Annotated in this window: 22 protein-coding genes; 21 read left to right on the plus strand and 1 reads right to left on the minus strand. The window is 57.4% G+C overall.

Annotated elements, in window-relative coordinates; genetic code table 11:
- The first annotated feature begins 2 nt into the window (after positions 1–2).
- The 10 genes from NL112_RS22305 to NL112_RS22350 all read left to right on the plus strand — a co-directional run bounded on the left by NL112_RS22305 (position 3) and on the right by NL112_RS22350 (position 15,078).
- A complete protein-coding gene (locus tag NL112_RS22305; RefSeq protein ID WP_255152992.1) occupies positions 3–257 on the plus strand; it encodes a hypothetical protein in 255 nt (84 codons plus the stop codon).
- A gap of 365 nt (positions 258–622) precedes the next feature.
- Positions 623–1,501: a DUF6166 domain-containing protein gene (locus tag NL112_RS22310; RefSeq protein WP_255152993.1), complete on the plus strand. Its 879-nt coding sequence runs from the start codon at positions 623–625 to the stop codon at positions 1,499–1,501.
- A gap of 412 nt (positions 1,502–1,913) precedes the next feature.
- The gene (locus NL112_RS22315) at positions 1,914–3,470 is read left to right on the plus strand and encodes a hypothetical protein (protein WP_255152994.1); all 1,557 of its coding nucleotides are present in this window, start codon (positions 1,914–1,916) and stop codon (positions 3,468–3,470) included.
- Between the two features lie 436 nt (positions 3,471–3,906).
- The gene (locus tag NL112_RS22320; protein ID WP_255152995.1) at positions 3,907–5,937 is read left to right on the plus strand and encodes a helicase HerA domain-containing protein; all 2,031 of its coding nucleotides are present in this window, start codon (positions 3,907–3,909) and stop codon (positions 5,935–5,937) included.
- A 1-nt stretch (position 5,938) separates the two neighbouring features.
- The gene (locus tag NL112_RS22325; RefSeq protein WP_255152996.1) at positions 5,939–7,315 is read left to right on the plus strand and encodes a hypothetical protein; all 1,377 of its coding nucleotides are present in this window, start codon (positions 5,939–5,941) and stop codon (positions 7,313–7,315) included.
- Positions 7,316–7,405: 90 nt separating this feature from the next.
- The gene (locus NL112_RS22330) at positions 7,406–8,683 is read left to right on the plus strand and encodes a DNA methyltransferase (RefSeq protein WP_255152997.1); all 1,278 of its coding nucleotides are present in this window, start codon (positions 7,406–7,408) and stop codon (positions 8,681–8,683) included.
- A gap of 346 nt (positions 8,684–9,029) precedes the next feature.
- Positions 9,030–9,617, plus strand: coding sequence for a helix-turn-helix domain-containing protein (locus NL112_RS22335; RefSeq protein ID WP_255152998.1), 588 nt, complete (start codon positions 9,030–9,032; stop codon positions 9,615–9,617).
- A 5-nt stretch (positions 9,618–9,622) separates the two neighbouring features.
- The gene (locus NL112_RS22340) at positions 9,623–10,156 is read left to right on the plus strand and encodes a PIN domain-containing protein (protein WP_255152999.1); all 534 of its coding nucleotides are present in this window, start codon (positions 9,623–9,625) and stop codon (positions 10,154–10,156) included.
- Between the two features lie 311 nt (positions 10,157–10,467).
- Complete coding sequence (locus NL112_RS22345; protein ID WP_255153000.1) at positions 10,468–11,946, plus strand: AAA family ATPase; 1,479 nt, start codon at positions 10,468–10,470, stop codon at positions 11,944–11,946.
- A gap of 219 nt (positions 11,947–12,165) precedes the next feature.
- Positions 12,166–15,078: a VWA domain-containing protein gene (locus tag NL112_RS22350; protein WP_255153001.1), complete on the plus strand. Its 2,913-nt coding sequence runs from the start codon at positions 12,166–12,168 to the stop codon at positions 15,076–15,078.
- 283 nt (positions 15,079–15,361) lie between these two features.
- On the opposite strand, the gene NL112_RS22355 is transcribed toward NL112_RS22350, so the two are convergent.
- Positions 15,362–16,264: an ATP-binding protein gene (locus NL112_RS22355; protein ID WP_255153002.1), complete on the minus strand. Its 903-nt coding sequence runs from the start codon at positions 16,262–16,264 to the stop codon at positions 15,362–15,364.
- Between the two features lie 490 nt (positions 16,265–16,754).
- Here NL112_RS22355 and NL112_RS22360 point away from each other — a divergent pair, with 490 nt between their 5' ends.
- From NL112_RS22360 to NL112_RS22405, 11 genes are all read left to right on the plus strand, one after another.
- Entirely contained in the window at positions 16,755–17,690 is a 936-nt protein-coding gene (locus NL112_RS22360; RefSeq protein ID WP_255153003.1) for a hypothetical protein, read from the plus strand.
- A 2-nt stretch (positions 17,691–17,692) separates the two neighbouring features.
- Positions 17,693–18,607 (plus strand): N-6 DNA methylase, encoded by a 915-nt coding sequence (locus NL112_RS22365; RefSeq protein WP_255153004.1) that lies wholly within the window; start codon positions 17,693–17,695, stop codon positions 18,605–18,607.
- Complete coding sequence (locus tag NL112_RS23010; protein WP_434084214.1) at positions 18,604–18,903, plus strand: zinc finger domain-containing protein; 300 nt, start codon at positions 18,604–18,606, stop codon at positions 18,901–18,903. The genes NL112_RS22365 and NL112_RS23010 overlap by 4 nt, the downstream gene beginning before the upstream one ends.
- A 99-nt stretch (positions 18,904–19,002) precedes the next feature.
- The gene (locus NL112_RS22370; protein WP_255153005.1) at positions 19,003–19,338 is read left to right on the plus strand and encodes a hypothetical protein; all 336 of its coding nucleotides are present in this window, start codon (positions 19,003–19,005) and stop codon (positions 19,336–19,338) included.
- Positions 19,335–19,685 (plus strand): hypothetical protein, encoded by a 351-nt coding sequence (locus tag NL112_RS22375; RefSeq protein ID WP_255153006.1) that lies wholly within the window; start codon positions 19,335–19,337, stop codon positions 19,683–19,685. The genes NL112_RS22370 and NL112_RS22375 overlap by 4 nt, the downstream gene beginning before the upstream one ends.
- 6 nt (positions 19,686–19,691) lie before the next feature.
- Complete coding sequence (locus tag NL112_RS22380; RefSeq protein WP_255153007.1) at positions 19,692–20,096, plus strand: hypothetical protein; 405 nt, start codon at positions 19,692–19,694, stop codon at positions 20,094–20,096.
- Positions 20,093–20,365, plus strand: a complete 273-nt coding sequence (locus NL112_RS22385; protein WP_255153008.1) for a hypothetical protein — start codon at positions 20,093–20,095, stop codon at positions 20,363–20,365. The genes NL112_RS22380 and NL112_RS22385 overlap by 4 nt, the downstream gene beginning before the upstream one ends.
- A complete protein-coding gene (locus tag NL112_RS22390) occupies positions 20,358–20,753 on the plus strand; it encodes a hypothetical protein (RefSeq protein ID WP_255153009.1) in 396 nt (131 codons plus the stop codon). The genes NL112_RS22385 and NL112_RS22390 overlap by 8 nt, the downstream gene beginning before the upstream one ends.
- 125 nt (positions 20,754–20,878) lie before the next feature.
- Complete coding sequence (locus NL112_RS22395) at positions 20,879–22,075, plus strand: deazapurine DNA modification protein DpdA family protein (RefSeq protein ID WP_255153010.1); 1,197 nt, start codon at positions 20,879–20,881, stop codon at positions 22,073–22,075.
- A 78-nt stretch (positions 22,076–22,153) separates the two neighbouring features.
- A complete protein-coding gene (locus NL112_RS22400; protein WP_255153011.1) occupies positions 22,154–22,498 on the plus strand; it encodes a hypothetical protein in 345 nt (114 codons plus the stop codon).
- Between the two features lie 344 nt (positions 22,499–22,842).
- On the plus strand, positions 22,843–23,376 hold the full coding sequence (locus NL112_RS22405) for a hypothetical protein (RefSeq protein WP_255153012.1): 534 nt from the start codon (positions 22,843–22,845) through the stop codon (positions 23,374–23,376).
- Positions 23,377–23,454 lie beyond the last annotated feature (78 nt).

Here is a 23,454-nt window from a genome sequence, read left to right on the forward strand (position 1 = left end):
TCATGACTACGCTAACCACCCTCAGCGACGGTGAGACCTACGCGGATGTCCGGCTTGGCGGGACGTTCATCGTTTCTGTCGATCGTTCCGCCCACGAAGACGCACTCACCGTCCGTGTATTCCACCCGGACGAACCAGAGACCGCCATCGGCGAACACTGCCTCGACCTCAATCTCGACGAGGAGAACAGCGAAACCACCGTCGAGACGCACGTCGAGGCTGACCCCACCACCAGCGGCGAAGGAGTTCTCGGATAGGCACTCGGCCGATGTCTCCTGAACGCTACGCTGCCCCACTTTCGATTATCGAGACGCGAACTGATGCCCAGCAGAAGTGTCCATACTGTCGCTGGGGAACGCACTCGCTCTATCGACTCGACAGTTGGCCCGACGACTACGCTGGTTGCGCGTCCTGCGTCCTTGAGTTGCTCGCCGATGACGACGAGTACCTTATCTACCACACACGTGACTCAGCGTCGGCCCCGACCAACCCAGATGAATACGTACCGACGAGTGAACAGTCACAACCGAGTCCCACACCACCAACCGAGGCACAACCCGCTTCGGAGACGACGCAGACCCGCCAATCCGCTGGCGGGTAACCATCCATCGGACCCACTCTCATGCCAGCCAAAACTGACTATTCAAGAAAAACGAAATGGAAGCACAAACCGTACCGAGGCGAACGAGGCGTTGGCGGAAACTTCGTCTACGCCGGTGACAACCTGCTCGACAAGCATTTGTTCGTCCATCGAGTTGCCCCCGGCGGATTCGACTGGGGGCCTGACGCCTCCGACGAGAGAGCCAGTCAACTCGCCCTCGCACTCCTCGCCCCGCTCAAGGGCGTAGACTACGCTGTCGAACACTACCACCTTTTCGCGGAGAACTTCGTCCGGCGCGAACTGACCGACGATACCTGGGAAATCAAAAGTCAGGACTACCGCTCAAAGGAGTACGTCGAGGCTATCGACGGTCGCGACTACCCCGAAAACACGGCCCCCGGCCCCGAGGACGTCCCCGATCTCGAGGATGCCGACCTCGAATCCATCACGTACGCCGAGGAGATCGCCCTCGCCGAGAAGTACGAGGAAGTCCTGTGGCAGTCGGGGAACCGCCGCGAGAACCTCCAACGGCTCAAAGCCATCTGGAGCGGTGAGAAAGGTCCTGCCAGCGACGCCGTCGCTTCGGGGACACTCTACCGGATTCAAGGTCTCGCCATGCCCTCGAACGCCCGCGGAACGCTCGTCAAACAGTTTGGCTCGATGGGCGAACTCGCAGCCTGGGTCTGCTACGGACGTGACCACTCCCAACTCACGGGCATCAGCGAAGCATCCGCGAAGAAACTTCGTGACGCTCGGCCTGGCTTCGTCCAGTACTTCGGCGGTGAAGAGTACATTCCCGAGCACGACAGCCGTGAAATGTCTCTCTCAGAGATGCCCACCTCCTGGGGTGACACCGCCCAGCAGACGTTCAAAACCGCCCTCGGTGGCGGGGATGAGTAATCCACAGTGGCCTTCGAGACCGCCAATCTAACTTTCGTGCTTTGCCGAGGCTGGCTCACTCGTTGTCTGACCGGCCCGGCTTTACTCTCGCCTGTTTGTTCCCCCCTGTTCGGTGGGGGGTCGGATGTCCGAACAGAACACTCCAACCGTTCCGTGTGTCGATCTGCGACAACCGGGACGGGTTCTGTCCGGGCTCTCCACCACTCCCCATCTCTCACCTCATCCCTCTAGCATCTCCTCTCTCGTCAGGGGTTCTCCACTCCTCACTCCCTCTTCGCAACCGTAGCATCGTGCGTCAAACTCCACCTCATATGGCATCGTTCGTCTCGTCTCATCTCTGCGTGTTCTCCGTTCTCTCCCCAGCCGTGCGCGTTCTCCCGCTCACGGCACTTTCAATACCGAGGACTTACCCATGTCAGCACAATCAAACTCCAGCTCCAATCAGCCTCGCTCCCCCGACTCCGACTCGAACGAGAACGAGACCGAGAACACCAGCGGGGACGAGAAGGACACGAACGCCAGTCGCACCGACACCGACCGCCCAGCCCTTCCGCTTGCTGATCTCTTAACCCGAGAGACAGACCGCAAATTCGTCGGCCTCACTGAGAACGACCCCCAAGAGTATCCCGACGAAGTTCCACCGGAAACCCGGTGTTCGCCAGAGAACTCCCGCTCGTTCAAAGACGCCATCCGGGTACTCCCGAAGGCGAGCTCCGGTGAACTCTGGGCGACCAACGACTTCGTCGAGACATCCGGGAGCGTCGACACCGCCGCCATCCGCCGTGTGCATGGCCTCGACGTTGACGCACTCGAATCTCAGACCGGGCACTCACTCGAAGACCTCGCCGCCGCGAGTGAAGCCGACGCCGTCGTGCGTGTCCATGACCACCAGGATATCGTCGACGACCGCCGAAAGGCGTTGAACGCGCTCGGCTACGATGTTAAGTTCCGGTGGCAGATCGCCTCGGATTCGTACTCCATCATCAACCCACAGGAGGCATATCTCCCCATCATCAGTGCGCTCCAGCAGCGTGGCGAAAACAATCCCTTCGGGTGGGTATCTTACCGTGATTGGGGTGGCTTGCTCAAGATGGTCGTCATCTGCCCGAGTCTCCGTCACGCCGTCTCCGGCGACAAGGAGGACATCGAAGACGACGTCGACGAAGACGGCATCTCCATCGCCGTCAGCAACGACAGCGACTCCGATGATGATGCTGACGAGGAAGGTTCGGAGACCATCATCTACGGCGGCTTCCAGACCGGGTACGACTTCCGGGGCACACAAACACTCTGGGCGCGACCAATCCTCTTCTTCCCCGACAGCGGGACCGTCCTTCCCGATATGGGCGAGCGGTACACACGACGGCACTACGGGAAAGCCACGAATGCCGACCACGAACGCAGTCAGGGCCGCGTCCCGATCAGCGAGTGGTGGCGCTCCATCTACGACGACATCGACACCCGGATGGTCGAGGTCGATACCGCTATCCGTCGAACGCGGGCCATCGCGTACGACTTCGAGGACCTCCCTTTCTCCGTCGAAGACTGCTACACCTACTGGGGGATTGCGTTCAAATACGCAGAGCGGGCCGCCGACCGAGCGACCTCGATCGCCAAGCCCTCATCGCGACCAACTGTGTTCAACCTTCAGCTCTCCTTGCTCATCGCGGTACTGCAGCAATACGAGGGGTCGATGGCCTCGGATACCTATCAGGAGTACCTCGAGGCCGCTGGCGAGTTGTTCAGAAAGCCAGCGATGATGATCCAACTCGCCATGCAAGAGCACGACCGGCGGACGGACGACGACTCTCAGCATGTCCGTCCCGAGAATCAGCAGACGCTCAGTGACTCTCTCGAAGACATCGTCGATATCCCGGGCATCAGCGTCGATACAGAGGCCGACCTCTCGGATCAGCAAGCACACCGAATGCAGGATCAGCTTCAGCGACGACTTGGCGACATCTCATGACCCACTAAGAACGAAGTGGTCTGTCAACTGTGGACTCCTGAGTTCAGAGTCCTACACTCAGACATCAGATAGTAGACAGTGTTCTCACCGCATACAAGATGGAGGGCGCGTATCTTGCACAAGGTACTGTCTGGCCCCTGTACGCCTGCGTATGGCTGCGTTAATTATCCTTCGCTCTTATGAAGTATATTGTTGGTGGAGAGCTATCTTGCGATTTGTCGGCTACTGAGAATCAGATGTGACCGAGTCAAATCGGGGTTGCCACCAGCTGAACGCGGGGTTCTACTACCCCGGAACGAGTTTCGCCAGTGCTACCAACAGTCTGCTTCCCAAGAGCGATTATCCTTTTAGCAGCGATACTGAGTTTCACTTTCACCCCGGCCACGAAAGGTTATTCATCCTCGCCTGAATTGACAGTCATATGTCTAACCGATTGATGAGTGAGCTAGCTCTCAACGATCAGGACATTAAACCAATCATTGAGGGTTCCCAGCTCATCGGGGGGGTCTACTACATGCAGTACGACACGTGTACCATCGTGAGTAACGACCGTTGGAAAGACGAAGCCGACGGCGTTCCTCGACATTGCTACCTTCTCGCAACAGCCGCAGACTGGGAAGACCCAGACAATTTCAACGAGGAAGACGCGTATGCGATGCTTCTTCGCGCCGAAGGCCCAGCGAAACTCCCCGCAGAGGACGACCTAATGAAAGTCCGGGAAGAAGCGATGCGAAAGAAAATCACAGGCGACTCCAGCATCGAATCAGACCGAGTCGTCCCCGGTTCCAGCGAAGATATCATGGACGTTCTCACCCGAGACCGAATCCAATTCTCCGGGATCGAAGCCAAAATCCTCGGCACAATCTATCAAGAAAACAATGAACTGCAATTCGGAAGCGACGTGGAAACATTCTATTCCAGTGCTCGCTACAAAGTCTACAAACCCGGGCCAGAAGCACTCGCGCGAATCTTTTCGGAAGTCCAGATTGGTCAAGACGACGAAGACGAGGACGAAGTAGACCGGGAGGGGATTCGATTGGGGCGCGTTCGATATACCTCGACCGAGCGACGATCTGACCTCGAAGATGCGACCGTTCCTATCGATATTAACGATATCATTGGCAACAAAACCGCGCTGTTCGGGATGACTCGAACCGGGAAATCGAACTCCATGAAAGTGTTTGCGACTGCGTCCTTCATGGAAGCAGTTGAAACCGGGGAAACACTCGGGCAGTTACTTTTCGACCCTACTGGTGAGTACGCTAACGTAAATACTCAAGACGACGAAACCGCACTCGCAGACATTCACGACGACGCCGTCACAGTCTACAGCTGGGCAAGCGACGACGACAACGTCGAATCGCTCGAAATGAATTTCTTCGACTACGAACAAATCGAAGAAGTCTGGCAAACCACCCGAACCCTTCTCACCCAAGATGCGACATACATTGACAGCTTCAAATCCGCAAACGTAGTCGGGCCAGGTGAAGATGGGGATTGGGGAGACCGTAACACAGCAGTTCGCTGTCGCTCTGCCTTCTACGCAACGCTAATTCAGGCCGGATTCAGACCCCCCCAGGGCTGGACAACACCCATCCCTACAAACCAGGCCGTGCGTGACGAAGTCAACAATATCCTCGGGGAGGACGACTACTTCGAAGAGTCTGACGGAGGCGCACCCGGGTGGATGTTCGTTGATGCAGATGATCTTGTGACGTTCTGGGAAATTGTCGCCAACAACCGAGGAGACATAAATGCCGCCAATAACGGCGGTGACTGGATCGATAACGATCTGGATGCCATCCTTGTTGTATTCAATCAGGAACGAGGCGCTGGATATCGACACCTCCAGCCGTTACAGAGGTTCCACGGAACTGGGGCCGCAGGGTATTACCCTCGACGCATCTACGAGAGCCTTGTCGAAGGCGACATCGTGATTGTCGATCTTACTACCGGAACAGACGAGATCAATCAGCGAATCTCGAAAAACATCATCGACTATATCGTTAACCGACAAGTCGGAATCTTCACCGATGGGGATAATCCACACAACATCCAGATTTACGTGGAGGAAGCACACCGGCTATTCGGAAGCGACTACCTAGATGAAGCCGAAGACAGCGACCCTTACGTTCGGCTCGCAAAAGAGGCTGCAAAGTATAACATTGGGTTAGTGTACGCAACGCAGGAAGTGAGCGGTGTAGACGACCGCGTACTCGCGAACACCGCGAACTGGATCGTGACGCACCTCAACAGCAAAAACGAAACCAAAGAGCTGTCGAATTACTATAACTTCGAAGCGTTCGAACGGCAGACTCGCGAAGCAGAGGACAAAGGATTCGCACGAGTGAAAACACGCAGTGGAGAGTTTATCATCCCTACCCAGATCGACCTCTTCGATACCGATCTCATCGACCAAGCGGGCCAACTGTACGAGAACTACCACGGAGACGACGGAGGAGAATAAAATGCCGTATGAGAGTGGGAATACGTATGAGACAGCACAACGGCTAGGGCACGTTCCAATCATCGAAAACAAATTAGTTCAGGAGGAACTCGACGGGTTCAGCACAAAGGAGGTAGACCCGGACGAAGCCCCGATCGAAGACAATAGCTATGCATTGGAGGATCTTCCGAACGAGGGTATTGACCCGAGTTACTTCCTCTCGATAGATGGGTCACTCCAGGAGGTTCCAACGAATGATGACTACCCGAGCAATCGTATTGGATTCGTTCAAATCGCAGCCGTTCTCACCAAGCTCGACCTGCTCGACGAACAGGAAGCTGAGCGATTCGTTGATCCGGCGCGCGTCGAAGAGATCGATGACAGTTCGCTCCAGGATATCGTTCTCCCGAGCAGTAACTACATTCGAGACGATGCGGAAACAACCGTTGAGAGTTGGCGGAAACACATTTACGACACGTTCAAAACACGCGAAATCGAGGGAAGATCCCTCCTAGATATCTACCTTGACGTGATTCAGGCCGATCCACGCCTGATCGATGAGAATACGGTGGACGTGTATCGATGCCCCAATCCAGACTGTCCGGCTAACACCGGTGAGCGTCGTTCTGAACTTCATATTCACACCAGCGTTGACGACTTCGGGCATTGCCCCAAATGCGACACTGAAGTTTACCCGACTGATGCCCTTCGAACCCATGAACGAGTGAGCGAGAGTCAGTCGAATAGAACCGCGATATCAGATATTATGCAGGTATTTGAGCACCTAACGCTGTGCGCATACCTGTTGTATCTTTCCGAGGAGAACCCGGAGCGTCTCTCTCGTGTAGGGTTTATTATCGATGGGCCACTGGCCATTTACGGGACAGGATCGTTCTTACATAAACCCATTCTGCAAACGATTGCACGAGTGTCGAACAGACAGAAGGAACTGGGGTACGCACCCCCGATAATCGTCGGGATCGAGAAAAGCGGTCAGCTCAAAGATCATGCAGATCAGATCAGGGATAAGATGGAACCGGGAACGGTACTCAAAATGGATAATGAGTACATCTACAAGTACGTGAAAACAGGGACAACCGATGATGAATATGGTGTGAGGGAACACTACGGGTGGCCGTTCATTTACCGGACGAGATCGGGGCGAGTGTTCATGTTGAAGGTTCCCAAGCTCCCAAACGGCGAGGAGAAGTATGATCCGATGAACTACCCATTGATGCGGAAGACGCTAGAGTCCATATCAAAGGTTGAAACGGCACTATACGATGATGCGACAATCCCAGTGACGCTCGCTCATCAACGTGCTTCGATCCCCCTGAAAACTGGATCGAAAGTACTTGAATTGTTCTCCAAAGGGGTACTTAATAACGGATCATCGTAGCGGCGCAGTCTTGCGGTTCTTGCAATCCCGTCGCGATGCGCAAGATTAACACGACTCGCGAATATTTGTCCTGATAAGAATACCTTTTTCATGTCAAAAACAACTGAGGGCGCTTCGATAAGTACGGATGATCTAATTGCAGAAAATACAATAGGACTCCAATCAACGTGGAAAGAGGCCCCTCGAGGCTGGGGTCACAGTCTCCACCGACTCTCACCCTATATTGGAGGATTCCCGCCCGCTCTCGCCCACTACTTTATTCGCCGGTTTAGTGACGTTGGAGATACCGTTCTTGACCCATTCTCTGGAGGTGGAACGACTCCGCTGGAAGCAGCTCTTCATAATCGAAAAGGATACGGGAACGACATATTTAGCTACGCTTATACACTGTCAAAAGCCAAATGTAACCCGGTCAACCCTGAGAATTTTGAGGAGTATCTCGACGAGAAACTAGACGAAGCAGCATCGGTTGATAACACCGGGATGCGACTACTGGACAACGACGATCTACAGGTGTTCTATTCGGACTATACGCTGGATCAAATTCTTCGGTTGCGAGAAGTGCTGTATGACGATGATAGCCCGAAAGCGATGTATCTCAAAGCAGTGATGTGCGGCATCCTTCACGGCCCGAGTCAAATGTTCCTCTCGCTTCAAACAAAGGATACGTACTCGGGAACCGCGAACTATGTTCGCGAGTATGCCGAGGAACACGATCTTGAACTTCCAGAGCGTGATATTCGCCCCAAGGCCATACAAAAACATGAATTAGCACAAGAAGACTTCATTCCACCGTGGGTCAATTCACAAACAAAGATTACGCAATCAAACGCCACCGATCTCCCTTTTGAATCAGAGACAGCGGATCTCATCGTTACGTCACCACCATATATGCAGACGCTGAACTACGATTGGAATAATTGGATTCGACTTTGGTGGCTGAATACCCCACGTGAGGATGAACGGGATAACCTTGTCAGTACCCAAGATACGGATAAGTATCGGGAGTTCATGCGTGAGTGTCTCTGGGAGATGTATAATGTACTCGCGCCAGACAGCGTCGCGGTATTAATTGTCGGTGACGTTCGAAAGCACTTGTCCAATCGAAAACAGATACTCAACACGGCAGCGATTATCGCGGAAGAAGCCCAACAGTACACGGATTTTGACGTTCATGGGATTATTGATGATGCCTACGACGTGGATAACCGCAGCTATGTTGTTTTCAACCGATTGAAATACGATCATGATGAGGATGACGAAGAGCGAGAAACAATTGACCGGTGTCTGATCTTGAAGAAGGGCTCACCGGAGATGTCTACCGAGCCCGAGATTGATTGGGAAAAAGAATTGTACAAAAGTGCCTAAGTCTTCTCTGGTCATCGCAGCTTGTTGTTCAATGTGTAATGACTCGCTACGGGCGGCGTACACTCGGTATGCTGGATGAATTACTTGAGGAGTACCGATTCGATATCCTGTTAGGAAAGAAATTCCGCGAGCATAGCGAGCGGTAGTGCTTTGTCGGCTTTCAGCGGCATCAATTTAATAAAACAAATTCCGATCTGCTGTATGTAACCTCTACGTCTCGCACTGCGGCTCTATCAGATAACGAGTCTCTCCTCCAGTTTGAGGCATAACAAACGCATCAATCACCGATTGAAGCATCACAAAACTCACCGACACAACTTTATGTATTCCGCGGAAATTAAAATATATGGCCGAATCAGCTATCTCGGATTCGCACCCGTTGGATACGATGCTGGCAGTTTCTGACGTGATCCAGAACGAACGGTTGGCACGTCTGTACGCTCGGGTACTCGAACTCGACACCCCAACTGTAGAGGAACTCGCAAGCCGTTCTGCGAGTTCTCAAACCACGGTCTACGAGGATGTCAAGCATCTCGTGGAAATCGGTGTCCTTGAGCGCGTGACGGACTCTCAGCCGCACCGATATAGCGCTCGACGGGTCGATATGACCATTCAGACCGGGGAAGAGACGTTTCAAATCACCCCGACACTCCTCGTCGCCTTGGCTCAACGCGACTCGAACGACAATATCGAACTCTACATCGAACGCCACGGAGTCAGTGGTCTGGCGACGGTAATCGAATACGCTCGGGCCTACACGAAATCGGAGATGACTGCCCGGATCATGGCTCGAGAGCAGGAGATTCCCGTCCTCGAAGCCGAAACAATCCTCCAGGAGCTCCAGGAAATCCTCCTTGATGTAGAGGACGAGATTTCGACTGAAATCGATATCGAGGCGTTGGATGCAGACGTCGACGAGCAAATTGGCGAGTAGTACCCGTGCCGGAACAACTCTTTCCCGATGTCGAGAGTCACCTCATCGACACGAATCTCTTCATTCGCTTCGAGCGCCACGAGACGATTGACCTGCTCGAGCGAGCAGTGACCGAACACGATCTCGTTCTCTTGGTCCCGCAGCGAGTATACGATGAACTCACGCCAGAGTCCTATCCCTACGACCAACCTCCAATTGACGATGCGATAGAATCCGGCTGGGTGCAGGTCTTGGAGGAAGTTGATTACTCGAATCCCGTCGTTTCAGCCACGATGGATATGGTTCGACAGTATATCTCCGTCGCCACCGATCGTCCCGAGCACACGATAGAGCAAGCCGATGCAGAAGTGGGTGGGGCAGCAGCGACGCTCTTGGAAGATGGACGCACAAACTCGATCGCGATCTACACGAACGACAGGGCCGCATTCCGGGGGATCGAGCGAGCGCTCTCTCAACACAACTACGAGAACCACGTTCAATTGATCAAGGCGTTCGATTTCGCGGATACCGTCGAGAACAGATATCAATTCTCTGGATAACCACTCTTTCAACAATTAGACGAATGGAGTAATAATCGAGAGCCGTGCCTCGTCTCTCTATTCGGAATTCGATTCTAGAAACCGACCGTTGCACGCTCTCTGACGGTGGAACGCCATTTTTGTCGCCCCCCGACAGGTGAAGGGGCTGGAAAGACCCAGACAGAACGCCTCGACCACCAGAACTCATGTCCTCAGCATCCACCGCGAGTGGCGACACCACTCCCGAAGGCCAGGTTGTCCTCTCACACCTCGTGAACCGACTCCTCCAGCGTGAAGGAGGCAACGTCCCTGTCGAGCGAGTGGCGCTACGAGTGTCCGACTACGTCGACCTCTCCGACCAGGACGCCGCCGACCTCATCGACGAGGGGGAAGACGCCGGTATTTACACGCTAGATCGCTCTTCGGGCGGGAACGCCACCATCACCGGCGTTTCACCACAGGGGACGGAACCCGAGGTCATCACCGATGCCTTCGGCGAACTCCAACAAGACACCGACGTTGACTTCCGCGTGATCGAAGTCGTGACCGACACGATTAATGACGCCCTCCAAGACGCCGGGTACGACGCCTTCGAGTCGCTCGCGGACGCCAACGTTGACGACATCGCCGGCCTCACCAGCACGCTCACCGAGAGCCGCGCCGAGAACCTCCTCAAAGAGGCTGCCACGCACGTCCCCGTTGGACTCCGCCTCGCGAAGAACGCCGCCACCTACTACGACCAGCGGATCGACCCCGACACCGAACGGGCCGCCGCTCGCGTCACCGACCTCTCGCTCGTCACCGATTCTGTCGGTGAACCCCAGTACCGCTCGGAGGGGTGGGAGCCCGACGACGAGCGCGGGATGTACGTTTCCGACATCGGCCGCAACGCCGGGAGTCCTGTCCCCACTGGCCTGCACATCCTTGACGATCCCGACTACCCGAGCGTCCCGAAGGCTGCGACTCACCCCGACGCAGCCTATGACGCGCTCCCGGTCGACGACAACGGCGAGGTCGTCCCACCTGCCGTCCCCATCGACCCACGCTTCCAGCTCCCCCTCGATGAGCTCATCGCGAAGAAACTCGCCCGTGGCCTCATCCCGATTCGGGTGGTCGGGCCGCGCGGGTCGGGAAAGAACTATCTCATCAAGTATCTGTGCCACAAGACGAACCGGGGCTACCAGTCTATCGACGTCGATCGTGCGACCGAACCCGAGGACCTCTTCGGCCCGCTCGTCCCGGATGGCGACGTCATCGTTCCTCGCAACGGCGCCGTGAAACAGGGTCTCCTGAACGGCGATACGATTGTGATCAACGAGTTCCCCGTCATGCAGGCCGGCGCTGCCATCGCGTTACATCGACTCTTGAACGAAGGGACGCTCCTGGTCAAAAGCCACGGTGAACTCGTAGAGCCGCACCCGTCGGCCCGCCTCGTCATCACCATGAACCCGCCGACCCGCGAGTACCGGGATTCGGAGCCGATGAACTCGGCAACGAGAGGTCGCTTCCGCTCGTTCGAGCAGCCCTATATCCAGGATGTCGAGGAAGAAGTGGATACGCTCGACAGGCAGGTGAACAGCGGTGAACCCGTCGTGGACCGACCGACGCTCAAGAAGATCGTCCAGTTCGCCCATCAAACCCGGGAAAACGAGTCCTGGCCCACGCTCTCGACGCGGAATCTCACCATCCTCTGTGAACACATCGAAGACGGAGTCTATCCAAAGGCCGCCGTCAAGGGAGTGCTCTGGGGGGTTGCCGAACCAAACCAGTATCCCGAGGACGCCTACGAAACGCTGAACGACTACCTGTAGAGGAACCAGCAGCGCCTGTTTGTGCGCCCCCGTGACGGTGAGGGGCAGCACGCTCTGTCCAGTACTCGTCCGTCCCGCATCGGTCCTGTTCCAACCATGTCAGTTCAACGCCACCAGGTCGCAGACGACCTCAAACCAGACGCTGCTGTGAGATCGCGGATTTCTACACAGCGGGCCGACCGTCTCCGAGAGTTCATCTTCGGTCACTTACCCAGGGATGTGACCGTCGACGTCGTTATTTCCTCCAGCGTCCAAACTGCTGCCGTTCTCCCCGTCGATGTCGATGCTATCGTTTCTTCAGATGCGACGGAACTCGAACGCGCTCAGGCCGAACAGTTGCTCGCCGGTGTCGACGCCGACTACTTGGTACTGGTGACCGGGAATGAAGCCGACCTCACGCGAATCCCACTCAACGACCAGCTCACCGCTGACCATGCCCACCAGTTCGGATTGGCTTTTCACGAACTTCTCCATATACTTAAGACCGCCATCACAGCCATCTCGGAACTCCTCGAGGTCGAGATCGATCCCGAGTACCACACTCAGGTTCACGACCTTATCAACATCGTCGAGGATGGCGCAATCGAGTCCGAAGCTATCCACGGCAAGAATTTCAGCGATAACGCCGGTATCCGACTCGAACTCACCCGGCGACTCCACTCGCAGACCCCCGGGGACATCCCTGATGGAGAGGAAATCCGCTACTCTTTCTGGGATGCCGTAACGAGTTGTCTATACGACGAGGCCATCTATCCGACGGGGACGACCGACGTTCTCCTCGACGGAGATGACCTTCGCATACAGTTCAAGAGTGACGCGGATCGGGACGCATTCGAGGCGATTCATTCGGAACTGTGTACGCTGTCTGACGACGCGCACGCGATTCGGAGCGCTGACCGATCAGACATTACTCACAACCACGACAAGACCGCCTCGATCCGTCGAGCACGACGGGTTATCCAGACATGGACCGCCCACATTCAGCCCGTCCTCGAGGCCGACGAAGAGGACGAAGAAGAGCAGGAACAGGACGCCCAGACCAATAAACAGGGGGCTGGTGACAGAAACGAAAGCGGGCAGCAAGATCAATCCAGTGGGGATGGGAGTGACGAGGCCGTAGGACAGCCCGAGACGCCATCTGGCGACGACATCTCCAGTGGAAACGAAGGCCCACAGGACGACGAGGGGGACGCTGGTACAGATGGGGATTCACAGGGACCGTCACAACCCCAGTCACCGATACAACTCCCCGAAGACTTTGATCCGACTGACGTCTCACTGTCGCGGGAAGCAACGAGTGACCCCCGCCAAAACGTCTTCGAGCAACCGCAGGTCACGGACGATCCCAACCCCACCGATGTCGACGAGATCGACAATCAGAGAGAAGAGGGTCAAGGGGAAGAGGACGAACAGAACGACGAGCAGGCCCCCAGCAGCGGCGAGGGCGTACAGGACCACCACGGGGATGGTGAAGACACAGGTGACGCAGAAGCCGACGAGGAGAGAACTGAGGACGCTCAGGACACGGGAAACGATACCGACGGTGAGGGTGATGTCAGAGACGAGGCTGGGAGCGGGGGTAATGAGGGACAGTCCGAGTTAGAATCCGAACCGTCGAGTCGGGCCCAAGCCATCGCGCAGGCCACCGATCGCGCCCGACAACGTGAGCAGGAACAACAGGGTGGTAACCCAGGTCAAGAGACCAGCTTTCCCGAGACAGAAGCGCCGTCGAAGTCACCATCGCCCGAGGAGGACACGGATAACGTCCCGAAATCCGCCGCGTCGAGTTCCATCAACACTCAGCAACAGAACCAAGACCAGCTCACTCTCGGGGAATTTGGCGGCGATACCCAGGACGATCGCGAGAGCGAAAGTCCCGATACGAGCGAAGACGAGATCGACGATACTCCGGGTACAGGCGAGGGCGACGACGAGCGTTCTTCGGACGGGTTAGATGAGGCAGGGCAGTCGGATCAAGCGGAGACCCCGACGCCCGAGCTGGCAAACAATAGCGCGGCGGCGGGGGACATGGACACCGACGCACGTTCGGAATCGGAGTCCGGTTCAGAGCCCGAAGCCGAATCAGACGCTGACTCGGGGCAAGACATCCCGGAGGGACCTGCCCATGCCGAGAGTTCGACGAGGTCGCCCGACGAAGACAAAGCCACCTACGAGAAAGCCCTCGCGGGAGACGAATGCGCCGCCCACGGCGAATCCGAGCGCGAAGGCATCGACGAACAGGCCCTCGAGGAAGAACTCTCCGCGCTCGCTGACCACCTCGAACGCTCCGCTCGCCAGCAAGCACAGAACGGGGAAGAACAGGACAGTGAAGGAGGTGGGAAACAGGGTGGGCCTGGAAGCCTGGACGACCTCGATATCCTCCCCATCAGCGACGATCTCGCCCCTCCTCGTGAGTGGGGCGCTATCGAAGAAGGGGCGGATCAAGTCGCAGACACCCTCGAGATGTACCTCCGGCTCGACCGCCGCAAAAGCGTGCGGCGTGGCCTCTCTGCCGGGGCTTACGATTCGCGAGCCGGTCATCGCCTCGCCATCGGCGACCCCCGCGTGTGCAAATCCCGAACCCTTGGGAACGAAAAGCAGTACGCGCTCGTTCTCGTCCTCGACCGTTCTACGTCGATGCGCCGGGGGTCACCACCGAAGATCGAGGTCGCGACGCAAGCCCTCGCCCGATTCGCACTCGCTGCCGAGAACCTCGGAATTCGCGTCGCCATCACCGACTTCTACGACGGCGATGCCCGCCTCGTGAAACCATTTAGTATAGACACTCGCCATGTCCAGGCAAACCTCCTCGATACGACGTGTAGTGGCGGGACGCCCCTCGCTGATGCGATTGGTCTCGCCCGTGACCTCGTCGAAGCACAGCACGACGAGCCATTAATAATTACCGTGACAGACGACAATCCCTCCTCGGCGGACGACGTCATCGACCAGATCCGGCGGTCACACGCACCCGTGTGTTCGCTCACGATCGCGACCGATTGCCAGCACGGGTCGCTCTCTGACAGTGCCTCCGAACTCTCGCAGTACTACGAACGCCAGGAGGCCGTTTACACGCCCGAGCGTCTCGACGACAGACTTGACCAGTTCGCGAGCCTACTAGCCGGGCTGTGATAATTAGCAGAAGTTTCCATACATTCTATCGACATACACCTCTGTGGCTGATAGATCCAACTTGCTGAATACCTCGCGCGGGCCTTGTTTAGACGCTCCTGAATTGGTAGGTTAGTGGCTCTATTGGGTGAACAGCATCTGTCGATGAGTCCCTCTCACCCCGATTTCGCTGTTCGGACAAAGGCCGGAGATGGCGGTATCCACCGCGTCTACACAAGGCCTATCGCGCGTATCGGTCATGAACTCGATTTTGGTTTTGCAAATCGATTAGAAATGAAAGTCACTACGAAATCTGGAGTTGCGTATTCTCCTCCAAGTCTCTGAGCCTTGAATTCAGATCACGGCAGAGATCATGTAGCTTGACCTGTGTCACGCGATTCAACTCTCCATAGCCGTCATAGGAGACGCGGCTGATGTTTCGGCAACCTTCGTCGAACGTACGTTTCGTTGAGCTGATCTCATCCAAAACCCCCATTACTTCGACGGCGATATCTTGGACATCCTCATTGCTGAATAGGTGTGTATTCCGTCGGAATGCCTCTCGCAACGATTGTTCGTCAACAGCCTCTAGAGGCGGGAGTTCGCCCGAAGTCGGGACCTCATCGACTTCCTTATCAAATGAATTGATAAAACGCGAGATTTCCAGCTCCAGTTGCCGGACTGCCTGCTGTCGCCGGTCTTCTTCAACGAACATGGATTGCAGCTGTTCCCGCGTCATCGGATCCTTGTGATCCGCGACACGGACATAGTACGACGAATCAGAGGTTTTCACGGGCTTCCGCTCTGCTTTAAAGATACGGACAGCGACCAGAATCCGGTCAGTATCCTCACTGGGGATTTCGATCGGGTCCGAGGTCTGTATATTGAGAGCCGGCGTCGTATCCTTGATGAATTGGAATACCGTGAGTGATATTTCATGATCGGGCGGTTCGACGCCTCTCGGCTGTGCACTGTCGCCCATGCCGAAGACTATGATTCCACCGGCGCTATTAGCAAAGGCAACAAATTCCCGTTCGATATCGTGCCGCCACTCCCGCTCCGACGGTTCTATACCCGCGTCGTCGGGGTATGAGATGTGCCGCTTGTATTCGAGGTATGCGCTTTCTAAGACACCGTTGTCTTTCAGGCGTTGGATCGTTTCCCAAGACCATTCATTGACATCAGTTGGGAACGGCTGTTCCTCCATGTGTAGATATTGGTACGCCATTCAATAAGTTCCGATGGAAAATCCTCTAAGGTGAATCGGCAGCAGAAGCCGTAGCTCGCTGAATTATGATTCATAATTCAACCTTTTGAGCAACTAACTGTAGCTTCAAGCGCCAAGTTGTCATCAAATAGATAGCATAGAACGACTCAACACTCCGAGAGTGAGACTTGAAGCTGGACTAACCCTCTATATGGGTCAACGTGATTTCATTCAGTTGAGAATCTGCTATGTTGGAAGCTACGAGGACTTCTGCGAATCACGATGATATCGTCCTACGCTACGACGACACTCAGTTCGTTGCGTAGGACGTCTTCCGAGCCAATTTGTCGCCCCCCGCGTCGGTAGCGGGGCGTCCAGCAGACGACCGGCGTCCGCACTCCGTCCTTCGTCAATCATGTCCTGTCGAACCATCCACTCAGCCGACGGCAGTGTGCCCCATCTGGCGTTGCCACCAGGCGCACTCGCCCACATGGACCGTGACTACGATTACGATGTCGACCGCGATCCACCGAACGTCGAGCCCATCGAGCACCAGATTCGCCTCGATTTCATGCGTGGCGGGCCTGTTCGTCGCGACCAACTCCTTGGGGACTACAATCCGTGGGAATACAAGGCCGAGACCCCCGCGACACACCCCTGGCGAGGAGCGAACCAGAAACCGGTGGGCCTCAACTACGCCGAGGCATCGTGCGAAGCACGAATCCACGAAGAGGAGAAATTCTACGAATACGCAGACGACGATACTGTTCTGGTCGACGCACCTGCCTACCTCGCGGCACGTATCCGCGAAGCCCACGAGCAATCTGACGCCAGTGACGCCGTCCGTGAGGTGCGTACGGATCGAGAAAAGTGGTATCAGGAACTCATCCCCGGCGCGAATCTCCGACAGATCCTCAAGGAGTCGTCCTATGGGTCGCTGATCGAGAAGTGTATCGGACCCATCCCCGACGCCAACAGCCTCCTCGAGCACAACGCCTTCGTCGGAATGGTCCTCGTCGACGACGACACCGACCCCGACGCAGTCGCCCGAGAACACGACCTCGACTCGACGTACGTCCTCCGCGAATCCGCTCTCTCACACGCGAACGCCGACGAACCCGTGGCCCTCGCTGACTACGGCATCGAACTCCCCGCGCCCATCCTTGTCGGGGAATACGACAGCGGAAGCCAATACCCGTTCATCCCGTGGGGGGACGCCCTCACCTGTTCGTGCCCGTACAAGCAATCCGCACCCTTCCGCGTCATGTGCAAACACGAACTCCTCACGAGCATCATCTGTGGCGACCACGACTCGATTTTCATCCCGCTCACCCGGGGGATCGACGTCCCTCATCGCGCTCGTCGATTCGTCAGTCCCGAGATCGCCGTTTCCTACCAGCCGGGACCAGCGGGAGGTCGCCAATAGCCATGACGACACTCCTAGAACCCGAACACTGCGAACACGTCACCGACCCGCTCGACGACATCAGTCAGCAGACGGGCGACTCTCCCTACCAGGTCTTCTCGGATTGGATCAACATGGCAGTCGCCAGCTTCTCCGGCGACGAAGACGCCTACCAGAAGCCCCTCGACCGGTATCGGGCGGATGGTCGCGACGAGGAGACGGTTCGAAAGTTCGCGACGCTGCACGCCAACGCCCTCGGGGGTCTCGTCCTCGCGATGGAGGAGACACAAGAAGACGTCCTCGGCGGCGTCTACGAACACTATGGCCTCACCAGCGAGCACTTCGCTCAGTACTTCACGCCCGGTGCGTTGAGCCGAACGATGGCCCACATGGAACTCCCTGACGCCGACAGTCTCCGTGAGGCCACGCCCGAAGACCCGCTTGTGATCGGTGATATCTCCGGGTGTGGAAGCGGCCGACTCATCGTCGACAGTGCCCGCCGACTCCGGGACATCGCACCAGAGACTCCAGCCGTCTATCTCGGATACGACAAAGATCCTCTCTGCGCGAAGATGGCCGTACTCAACTTCGTGCTCAACGATATGACCGGATATGTCCTCCTCGGTGACGCCCTGAAACTCGACGCCCGCCGGGTTTGGTTCATCAGCACCAGCCAGCTCGTCCGAGGCGACCACCCCGTACGAGAACTCGACTCCCGCGAGCGTGACCGTGTTCTCTCCCGGTTCTTCGGTGTGCCCCTCGCCGATGACCTGGACGACGACACCGACGCCGGCGCCGCACAAGAAGAGACGGATACCAAGCCCGAGCCGGAGGTCGACCCGGAGCCGACACCCGAAGAACCAACACCCGCCCCGAACCTTGACGTCGCGCTCGATCCGAATGAGACCTCCCAGGCTGGTTTTGACGAGTTTGCATGACTATTTCCTGCAATCGCGACGGTTGTGACCGAACGTGGCCCCGCGACCCCGTCCTCGAAGTGGAGTGCCCGTCGTGTGGCGCTTCCATCGGTACGAAGTGTAAGCGCCCGTCGGGCCACGGTGGTAATTTCGTCCATCCGCACGGAAAGCGCGACCGCTTCGCTGTCGACGAAGGCCACTACGGAACGTGTCCACTCGACATCTGCGCCGAAACGCTCGTGGACATGGACGGCCCGGATGCGCTCACTGAGGGGCGCGAGGATACCACCGAACAGGTCTCGATCGGAGCGTTTTGAATCGCTATTCCGGCGCTCGGCGTCCTACGTTACAGCACGGACGCGAGTGTAGCGTAGGGCCAGTTTGTCGTCCCCCGTGCCGATGAGGGACATACAAACATGACCTTTGAAATCGCAGAAAATGCGCCTGAACGCACCCGTAGTGAAGTCGAGCAGCTGCACGAACTCGCGGTCAACGAGTTTGGCTACGCCACCGAACACGTACTCTTCACCGCCCACGGCGACGGGACGATCTCCGGCCGAATCGCCTTCCATACCGGTCGCTCATCCGATGACCCGGACGACGAGCGAGAGCGCACCACACTCCACGGTCGAATCGCTCGTCGCTTTCAGGACAACGACGACACCGATCCGGACCCGCCCGCTGTCAGCGCACCCATTACCCCGGATACACCGAGCGCGAACACCCCGGACGAAGCGCGAGCCAGTGCATGACCGGCGACTCCACCACCAACGGCGTCTGCGAGGAGTACCCCGATGCCACGCATGTCCGAGTAACGTTTTATCCACAAGTCTGGGTGGACGACCGCGCGGTGACAAGCACGGATACCGAGACGTATCTCGTCTCTCTCGAGAAGGCTCTGACCGACGATGGTGAACTCCTCGTCGACGACACCGACGCCTCAGACCGGCTCGCGTGGGTCGAGGAAGCCCCTGACCGTGCCCGCAACTGGGACGGTCCCTTCTACGTCACCCTCGACGAGATCGTGACCAGCCCGGACAGCGAGCGTGAAGATGAGAGGGGAAACAGGGACGAGAAAACACAGCAGGACTCTACCTGAGCCGCTATGTATCGCCACAACGACGTGCCTCGCTGGGAGGACATCGACCTCGATGCCATCGACTACGAGGCGCGTGACGGCCTCCCATCCGGTCACGAGCGCACGCTTCGAGCACTCCGGTCGAAAATCGACTCTACGGAGGCGCTGCTCCGACGCCATCTCCGGGAACTCGGTGTCTCATCCGGGGGTGACCTCGCCAAAGTGAGCATCCCGACGCACCTGCAGTATCGCAACCCATTCGCGTTCGACCGGGCTCGCCGAGCACGGAGCGCCCAGACGACTCTTGAGAGCCAGCGCAAACGCTTCTGTCAGGTTTACGCCGACCACTGTGCCGAGAAAACCCGTCTCCGTGAGGAAGCCGAGGTCGAAGACGACGATGACATCGACGACGGGGAGGAAGTCTCTGAATGACTCGATGGGTCGACGCCCACTCCGTCACGTGTGCAATCTGTGGCGGCCTCGCCGACGAACGCGAGACGATCGGGTGGTCAGAGTTCGACCTCGACGACCTCGAACTGGATACGTCCACGACGATGCTCGAAACCGCACAGGCACTCCTCGAAGAAGTCGGGAGCGGCGAAGCCCACGACTCCTGCTTCCAGTACGCCGAACGAAACGGCGTCCCCGTCGCCCTCGAAGAACTCTCCAACCAGATTACCCACGTCCAATCCCATGACTGACCAGCTCACACCTGCTCGGACGTTTATTCCAACTCCGGTCCCCGAACCGTTACCGCTCGTCGAATCTCTCGTCGACGACGTCCTCGATGAACTCGATGAGATGGGAACCTCACTTGGAACCGCGAGTTCCGACGAACTGTTTGAGGCCCGCTACTCGGCGCTCGCCGATCTCCTCCATACCGACCGCGATCCCTTTGGAAGCGATCTCGTCGCCATCGCCTACACGCTCCAGACCCTCGCTCGGGTGTACGAACTCCACGACGTCCAAGAGCCCGCCCAATTCCCTGATTGCGCGACGACCCTTACTGAGACATTCCGTTCTGGCCTATTGTGGCATCATCTCGAGGCGGCCGTCACCGCCGAGCTCTCGGGCGAAGCACACGGGTAAGACTTCGACCCTGGTTCAGTCCCGCGAAGAACCGTGCATCTCGTTTAACCCCGTATTGGTCGGTCGCTAAGGCAACCGCCTGCTCCTGTTTGTCGCTCGCTGAGAAGTGCGCGCGATCACAGACGATGTTCTCAGAAGCCCCCATCAATCCCGGTCAGCAATCGCCTTCTCGCGGCGAATCGCTACCGACCGGGGCACAGCGGAGTGAGGGGTTCAGGTTCCACTACACGGTCGGGTCCGGATCTTCGCGAAAAGCCATCGGGACAGCTGCACTCGCAGCCACGAATCCCGACGCACTCGATCCCGACGACTTGGAGACGCTGCTCGCTGCTGACGTCGACCCCGACACCATCCCACACCCCGGATGCGCGATGATTTCCTACGCTCGCCGGGACAACCACCTATTCGAGGGGCCGAACTGGTTCATTGACTCTGGCGGGTACAGCGTCCAGAAGAAATTTCACCACTACCCGACAAGCATCGACGACTATATCGCCTATCTGAGCGAGTACGACGACCAAATCGAAAAGTACACGCTCCGAGATTGGGTGTGCGATCTTGCTCTCCTTCGCGAGGCCGATCGGGATGTCCGCACCCACCAAGAGTGGTCGATACGCGACCACGTCTACTGCCTGGAAGCCGCGGAGGACGCCGACCTCACCGCAGAACCCGTCGCCGTCCTGCAGGGGCACGACCTCGAAGAGTATCTGTGGTCGTTCGACTACCTCGAAGAGCACGGCCTCGCCTCACCGACGCTCGGTATCGGGTCGATCCTTCGCCCGAACAAAACGAGCGAAGTCCGTGCGATCATCCAGGAGTTGCGCGACGCCATCCCCTCAAAGTACGCGCTCCACGGCTTCGGGATCTCGAAAACCGTCCTTGAGGACGCCGAGACCCTCCGGGCACTCGATTCGGCCGATACGACGTCGTGGCACTCGAAGGCCGCTCACGCTCGGGTGACTGATCCCGAGTGGGCCGAGCGCGTCCCCGCGTGGATTCGCACCCTCCAGGCGTACATGGACTACGGCGATGCCGTCGACGCACTCATCGCAGCTGCCTACGCCGACGAGTCGGCAGGCGCAGCGACCGAACCAGGGCGCTCTCGAGTCGTCCCCCTCAGCGCGTTCGCCGCCGGGCAGTCGAGCCGTCCCGACGTTGCCGATCCGTTGGTCGAGTGTATCTGTGGAAACCTAGTCGATCCGAATCGGCATCCTTACAAGGAAAACACCGCCTGGTGTCGATTCTGCGAGCAACTTCAGTTCGACTTGTGGAACCGGCAGTTCTGTGTGGACGACACCGATGGCGTCGATACAGACAGGTAATGCCCCTCGCAAGAACTGTAGCCGCCACATTAGATGTGATTCGGTCTCACTTATTAGCCGACCACTCCTACTGTACCTGTGGATATCACCGCCAAATATCCGACCCTCAGCCTCGAATCGGAGTTCGAGGCGGACTCCTTCACCATGATTACGATCATGGATGGTCCGGGGGTGAACGGCCTTGAGCGATACTTTCTCGGGTACTATGATGAGGACCTTCGCGACGACGATGGCTCCTTCCTCGCCCGTCCCGTCGGGCATCACGAACTTCCTCATCCGATGACACTGCCTGAGATCGAAGAGTGGGCGCTCGACTATCTCAGTGTCCCAGAAGAGGCCCTCACCGAATGTGAGGCTCGACAGCTCCGAGCGAAACGAGCACGGGAAGCAGAACAGTCCGACGACGAACGCGAACAGGAGTAGAAGCGGGACCGCCCTCCACGATGAATTCTCAAGATCCGCCCTCCCAATCGAAAGCAGCCACTCCCAGCAGCACTCGACGACTAACCCGTCGGGCTGCTCTCGGTGGTATTGGGACACTCGGCCTCGCCAGCCTCGCCGGATGTCTCGGCGTCTTCGGTGCAGAACCCGTCAACAGTGAGCAGAACGCGACCGACGGAGACGGGACCAGGAGTGGTGGTGGGCAGATCCCTGCTAGAACTCCCACAGCGACGGACCCCGACACCAGCGACGAAACTTCCGAATCTACGCTCGAGCCTGACCCTGACGACGGTGGACCTAGTGGACCGCCGAAAGGTCCCGGCGTGATGCCTGGCGACATCCCCCCTTCGTACACCAAATATCCCGAACGCTTCAACCCACTTGACCGTGTCTACGTCGGGCCGATAACCTCGCCCGCCACGAACGACTGGAATCCGCATTACGACGACCCCGAGCCTGGGACGAAACTTGCTGATGTTACCGTCCACAATTCGACCATCGAGGACTGGGTCGTGAGCCCGCCCCACACGATGCACCGGGTGGACGGCCTCGAGCTCGCCGTCGCCAGCGACGGTAGGTTCACGGCGGAGGGCGGCTTCCACTACAGAAACAAGTGCGGATACTTTGGCGTCAATCATCTCTATGTTAGGGGCCCCACCGCGACGATCTACCTCGCGTACAGCCACGACCCTGCCTGCTCCGAGAGTGAGGTTCGCGACGGAGAGGGGTATTGGTACGGGCCTGTTTCGGTGACGGGAAGCCTCGAGGGAAACTTCGACACGCTTCGTATCATCCTCCTCAACGGGAACGAGAACCTCGGCGAGTTCGATTCTACTGACACGATGGAATTCGAGGTCTAGTGGTCCGTCAACCGAGACTGATCAGTACGAAATCTTACGCTCGGACGTCCAATATCAAATAGTTCTATCATAAAGATA

It is taken from the genome of Halorarius halobius, from assembly GCF_024298865.1.
GTDB classification, from domain to species: Archaea; Halobacteriota; Halobacteria; order Halobacteriales; family Haloarculaceae; genus Halorarius; species Halorarius halobius.

Coding starts and splice junctions, on each gene's coding strand:
- NL112_RS22380 (WP_255153007.1), top strand. CDS start 19,692: ATGTATCGCCACAACGACGTGCCTCGCTGGGAGGACATCGACCTCGAT.
- NL112_RS22315 (WP_255152994.1), top strand. CDS start 1,914: ATGTCAGCACAATCAAACTCCAGCTCCAATCAGCCTCGCTCCCCCGAC.
- NL112_RS22305 (WP_255152992.1), top strand. CDS start 3: ATGACTACGCTAACCACCCTCAGCGACGGTGAGACCTACGCGGATGTC.
- NL112_RS22310 (WP_255152993.1), top strand. CDS start 623: ATGCCAGCCAAAACTGACTATTCAAGAAAAACGAAATGGAAGCACAAA.
- NL112_RS22365 (WP_255153004.1), top strand. CDS start 17,693: ATGACGACACTCCTAGAACCCGAACACTGCGAACACGTCACCGACCCG.
- NL112_RS22355 (WP_255153002.1), bottom strand. CDS start 16,264: ATGGAGGAACAGCCGTTCCCAACTGATGTCAATGAATGGTCTTGGGAA.
- NL112_RS22330 (WP_255152997.1), top strand. CDS start 7,406: ATGTCAAAAACAACTGAGGGCGCTTCGATAAGTACGGATGATCTAATT.
- NL112_RS22385 (WP_255153008.1), top strand. CDS start 20,093: ATGACTCGATGGGTCGACGCCCACTCCGTCACGTGTGCAATCTGTGGC.
- NL112_RS22390 (WP_255153009.1), top strand. CDS start 20,358: ATGACTGACCAGCTCACACCTGCTCGGACGTTTATTCCAACTCCGGTC.
- NL112_RS22325 (WP_255152996.1), top strand. CDS start 5,939: ATGCCGTATGAGAGTGGGAATACGTATGAGACAGCACAACGGCTAGGG.
- NL112_RS22335 (WP_255152998.1), top strand. CDS start 9,030: ATGGCCGAATCAGCTATCTCGGATTCGCACCCGTTGGATACGATGCTG.
- NL112_RS22360 (WP_255153003.1), top strand. CDS start 16,755: ATGGACCGTGACTACGATTACGATGTCGACCGCGATCCACCGAACGTC.
- NL112_RS22320 (WP_255152995.1), top strand. CDS start 3,907: ATGAGTGAGCTAGCTCTCAACGATCAGGACATTAAACCAATCATTGAG.
- NL112_RS22370 (WP_255153005.1), top strand. CDS start 19,003: ATGACCTTTGAAATCGCAGAAAATGCGCCTGAACGCACCCGTAGTGAA.
- NL112_RS22405 (WP_255153012.1), top strand. CDS start 22,843: ATGCCTGGCGACATCCCCCCTTCGTACACCAAATATCCCGAACGCTTC.
- NL112_RS23010 (WP_434084214.1), top strand. CDS start 18,604: ATGACTATTTCCTGCAATCGCGACGGTTGTGACCGAACGTGGCCCCGC.
- NL112_RS22395 (WP_255153010.1), top strand. CDS start 20,879: ATGTTCTCAGAAGCCCCCATCAATCCCGGTCAGCAATCGCCTTCTCGC.
- NL112_RS22375 (WP_255153006.1), top strand. CDS start 19,335: ATGACCGGCGACTCCACCACCAACGGCGTCTGCGAGGAGTACCCCGAT.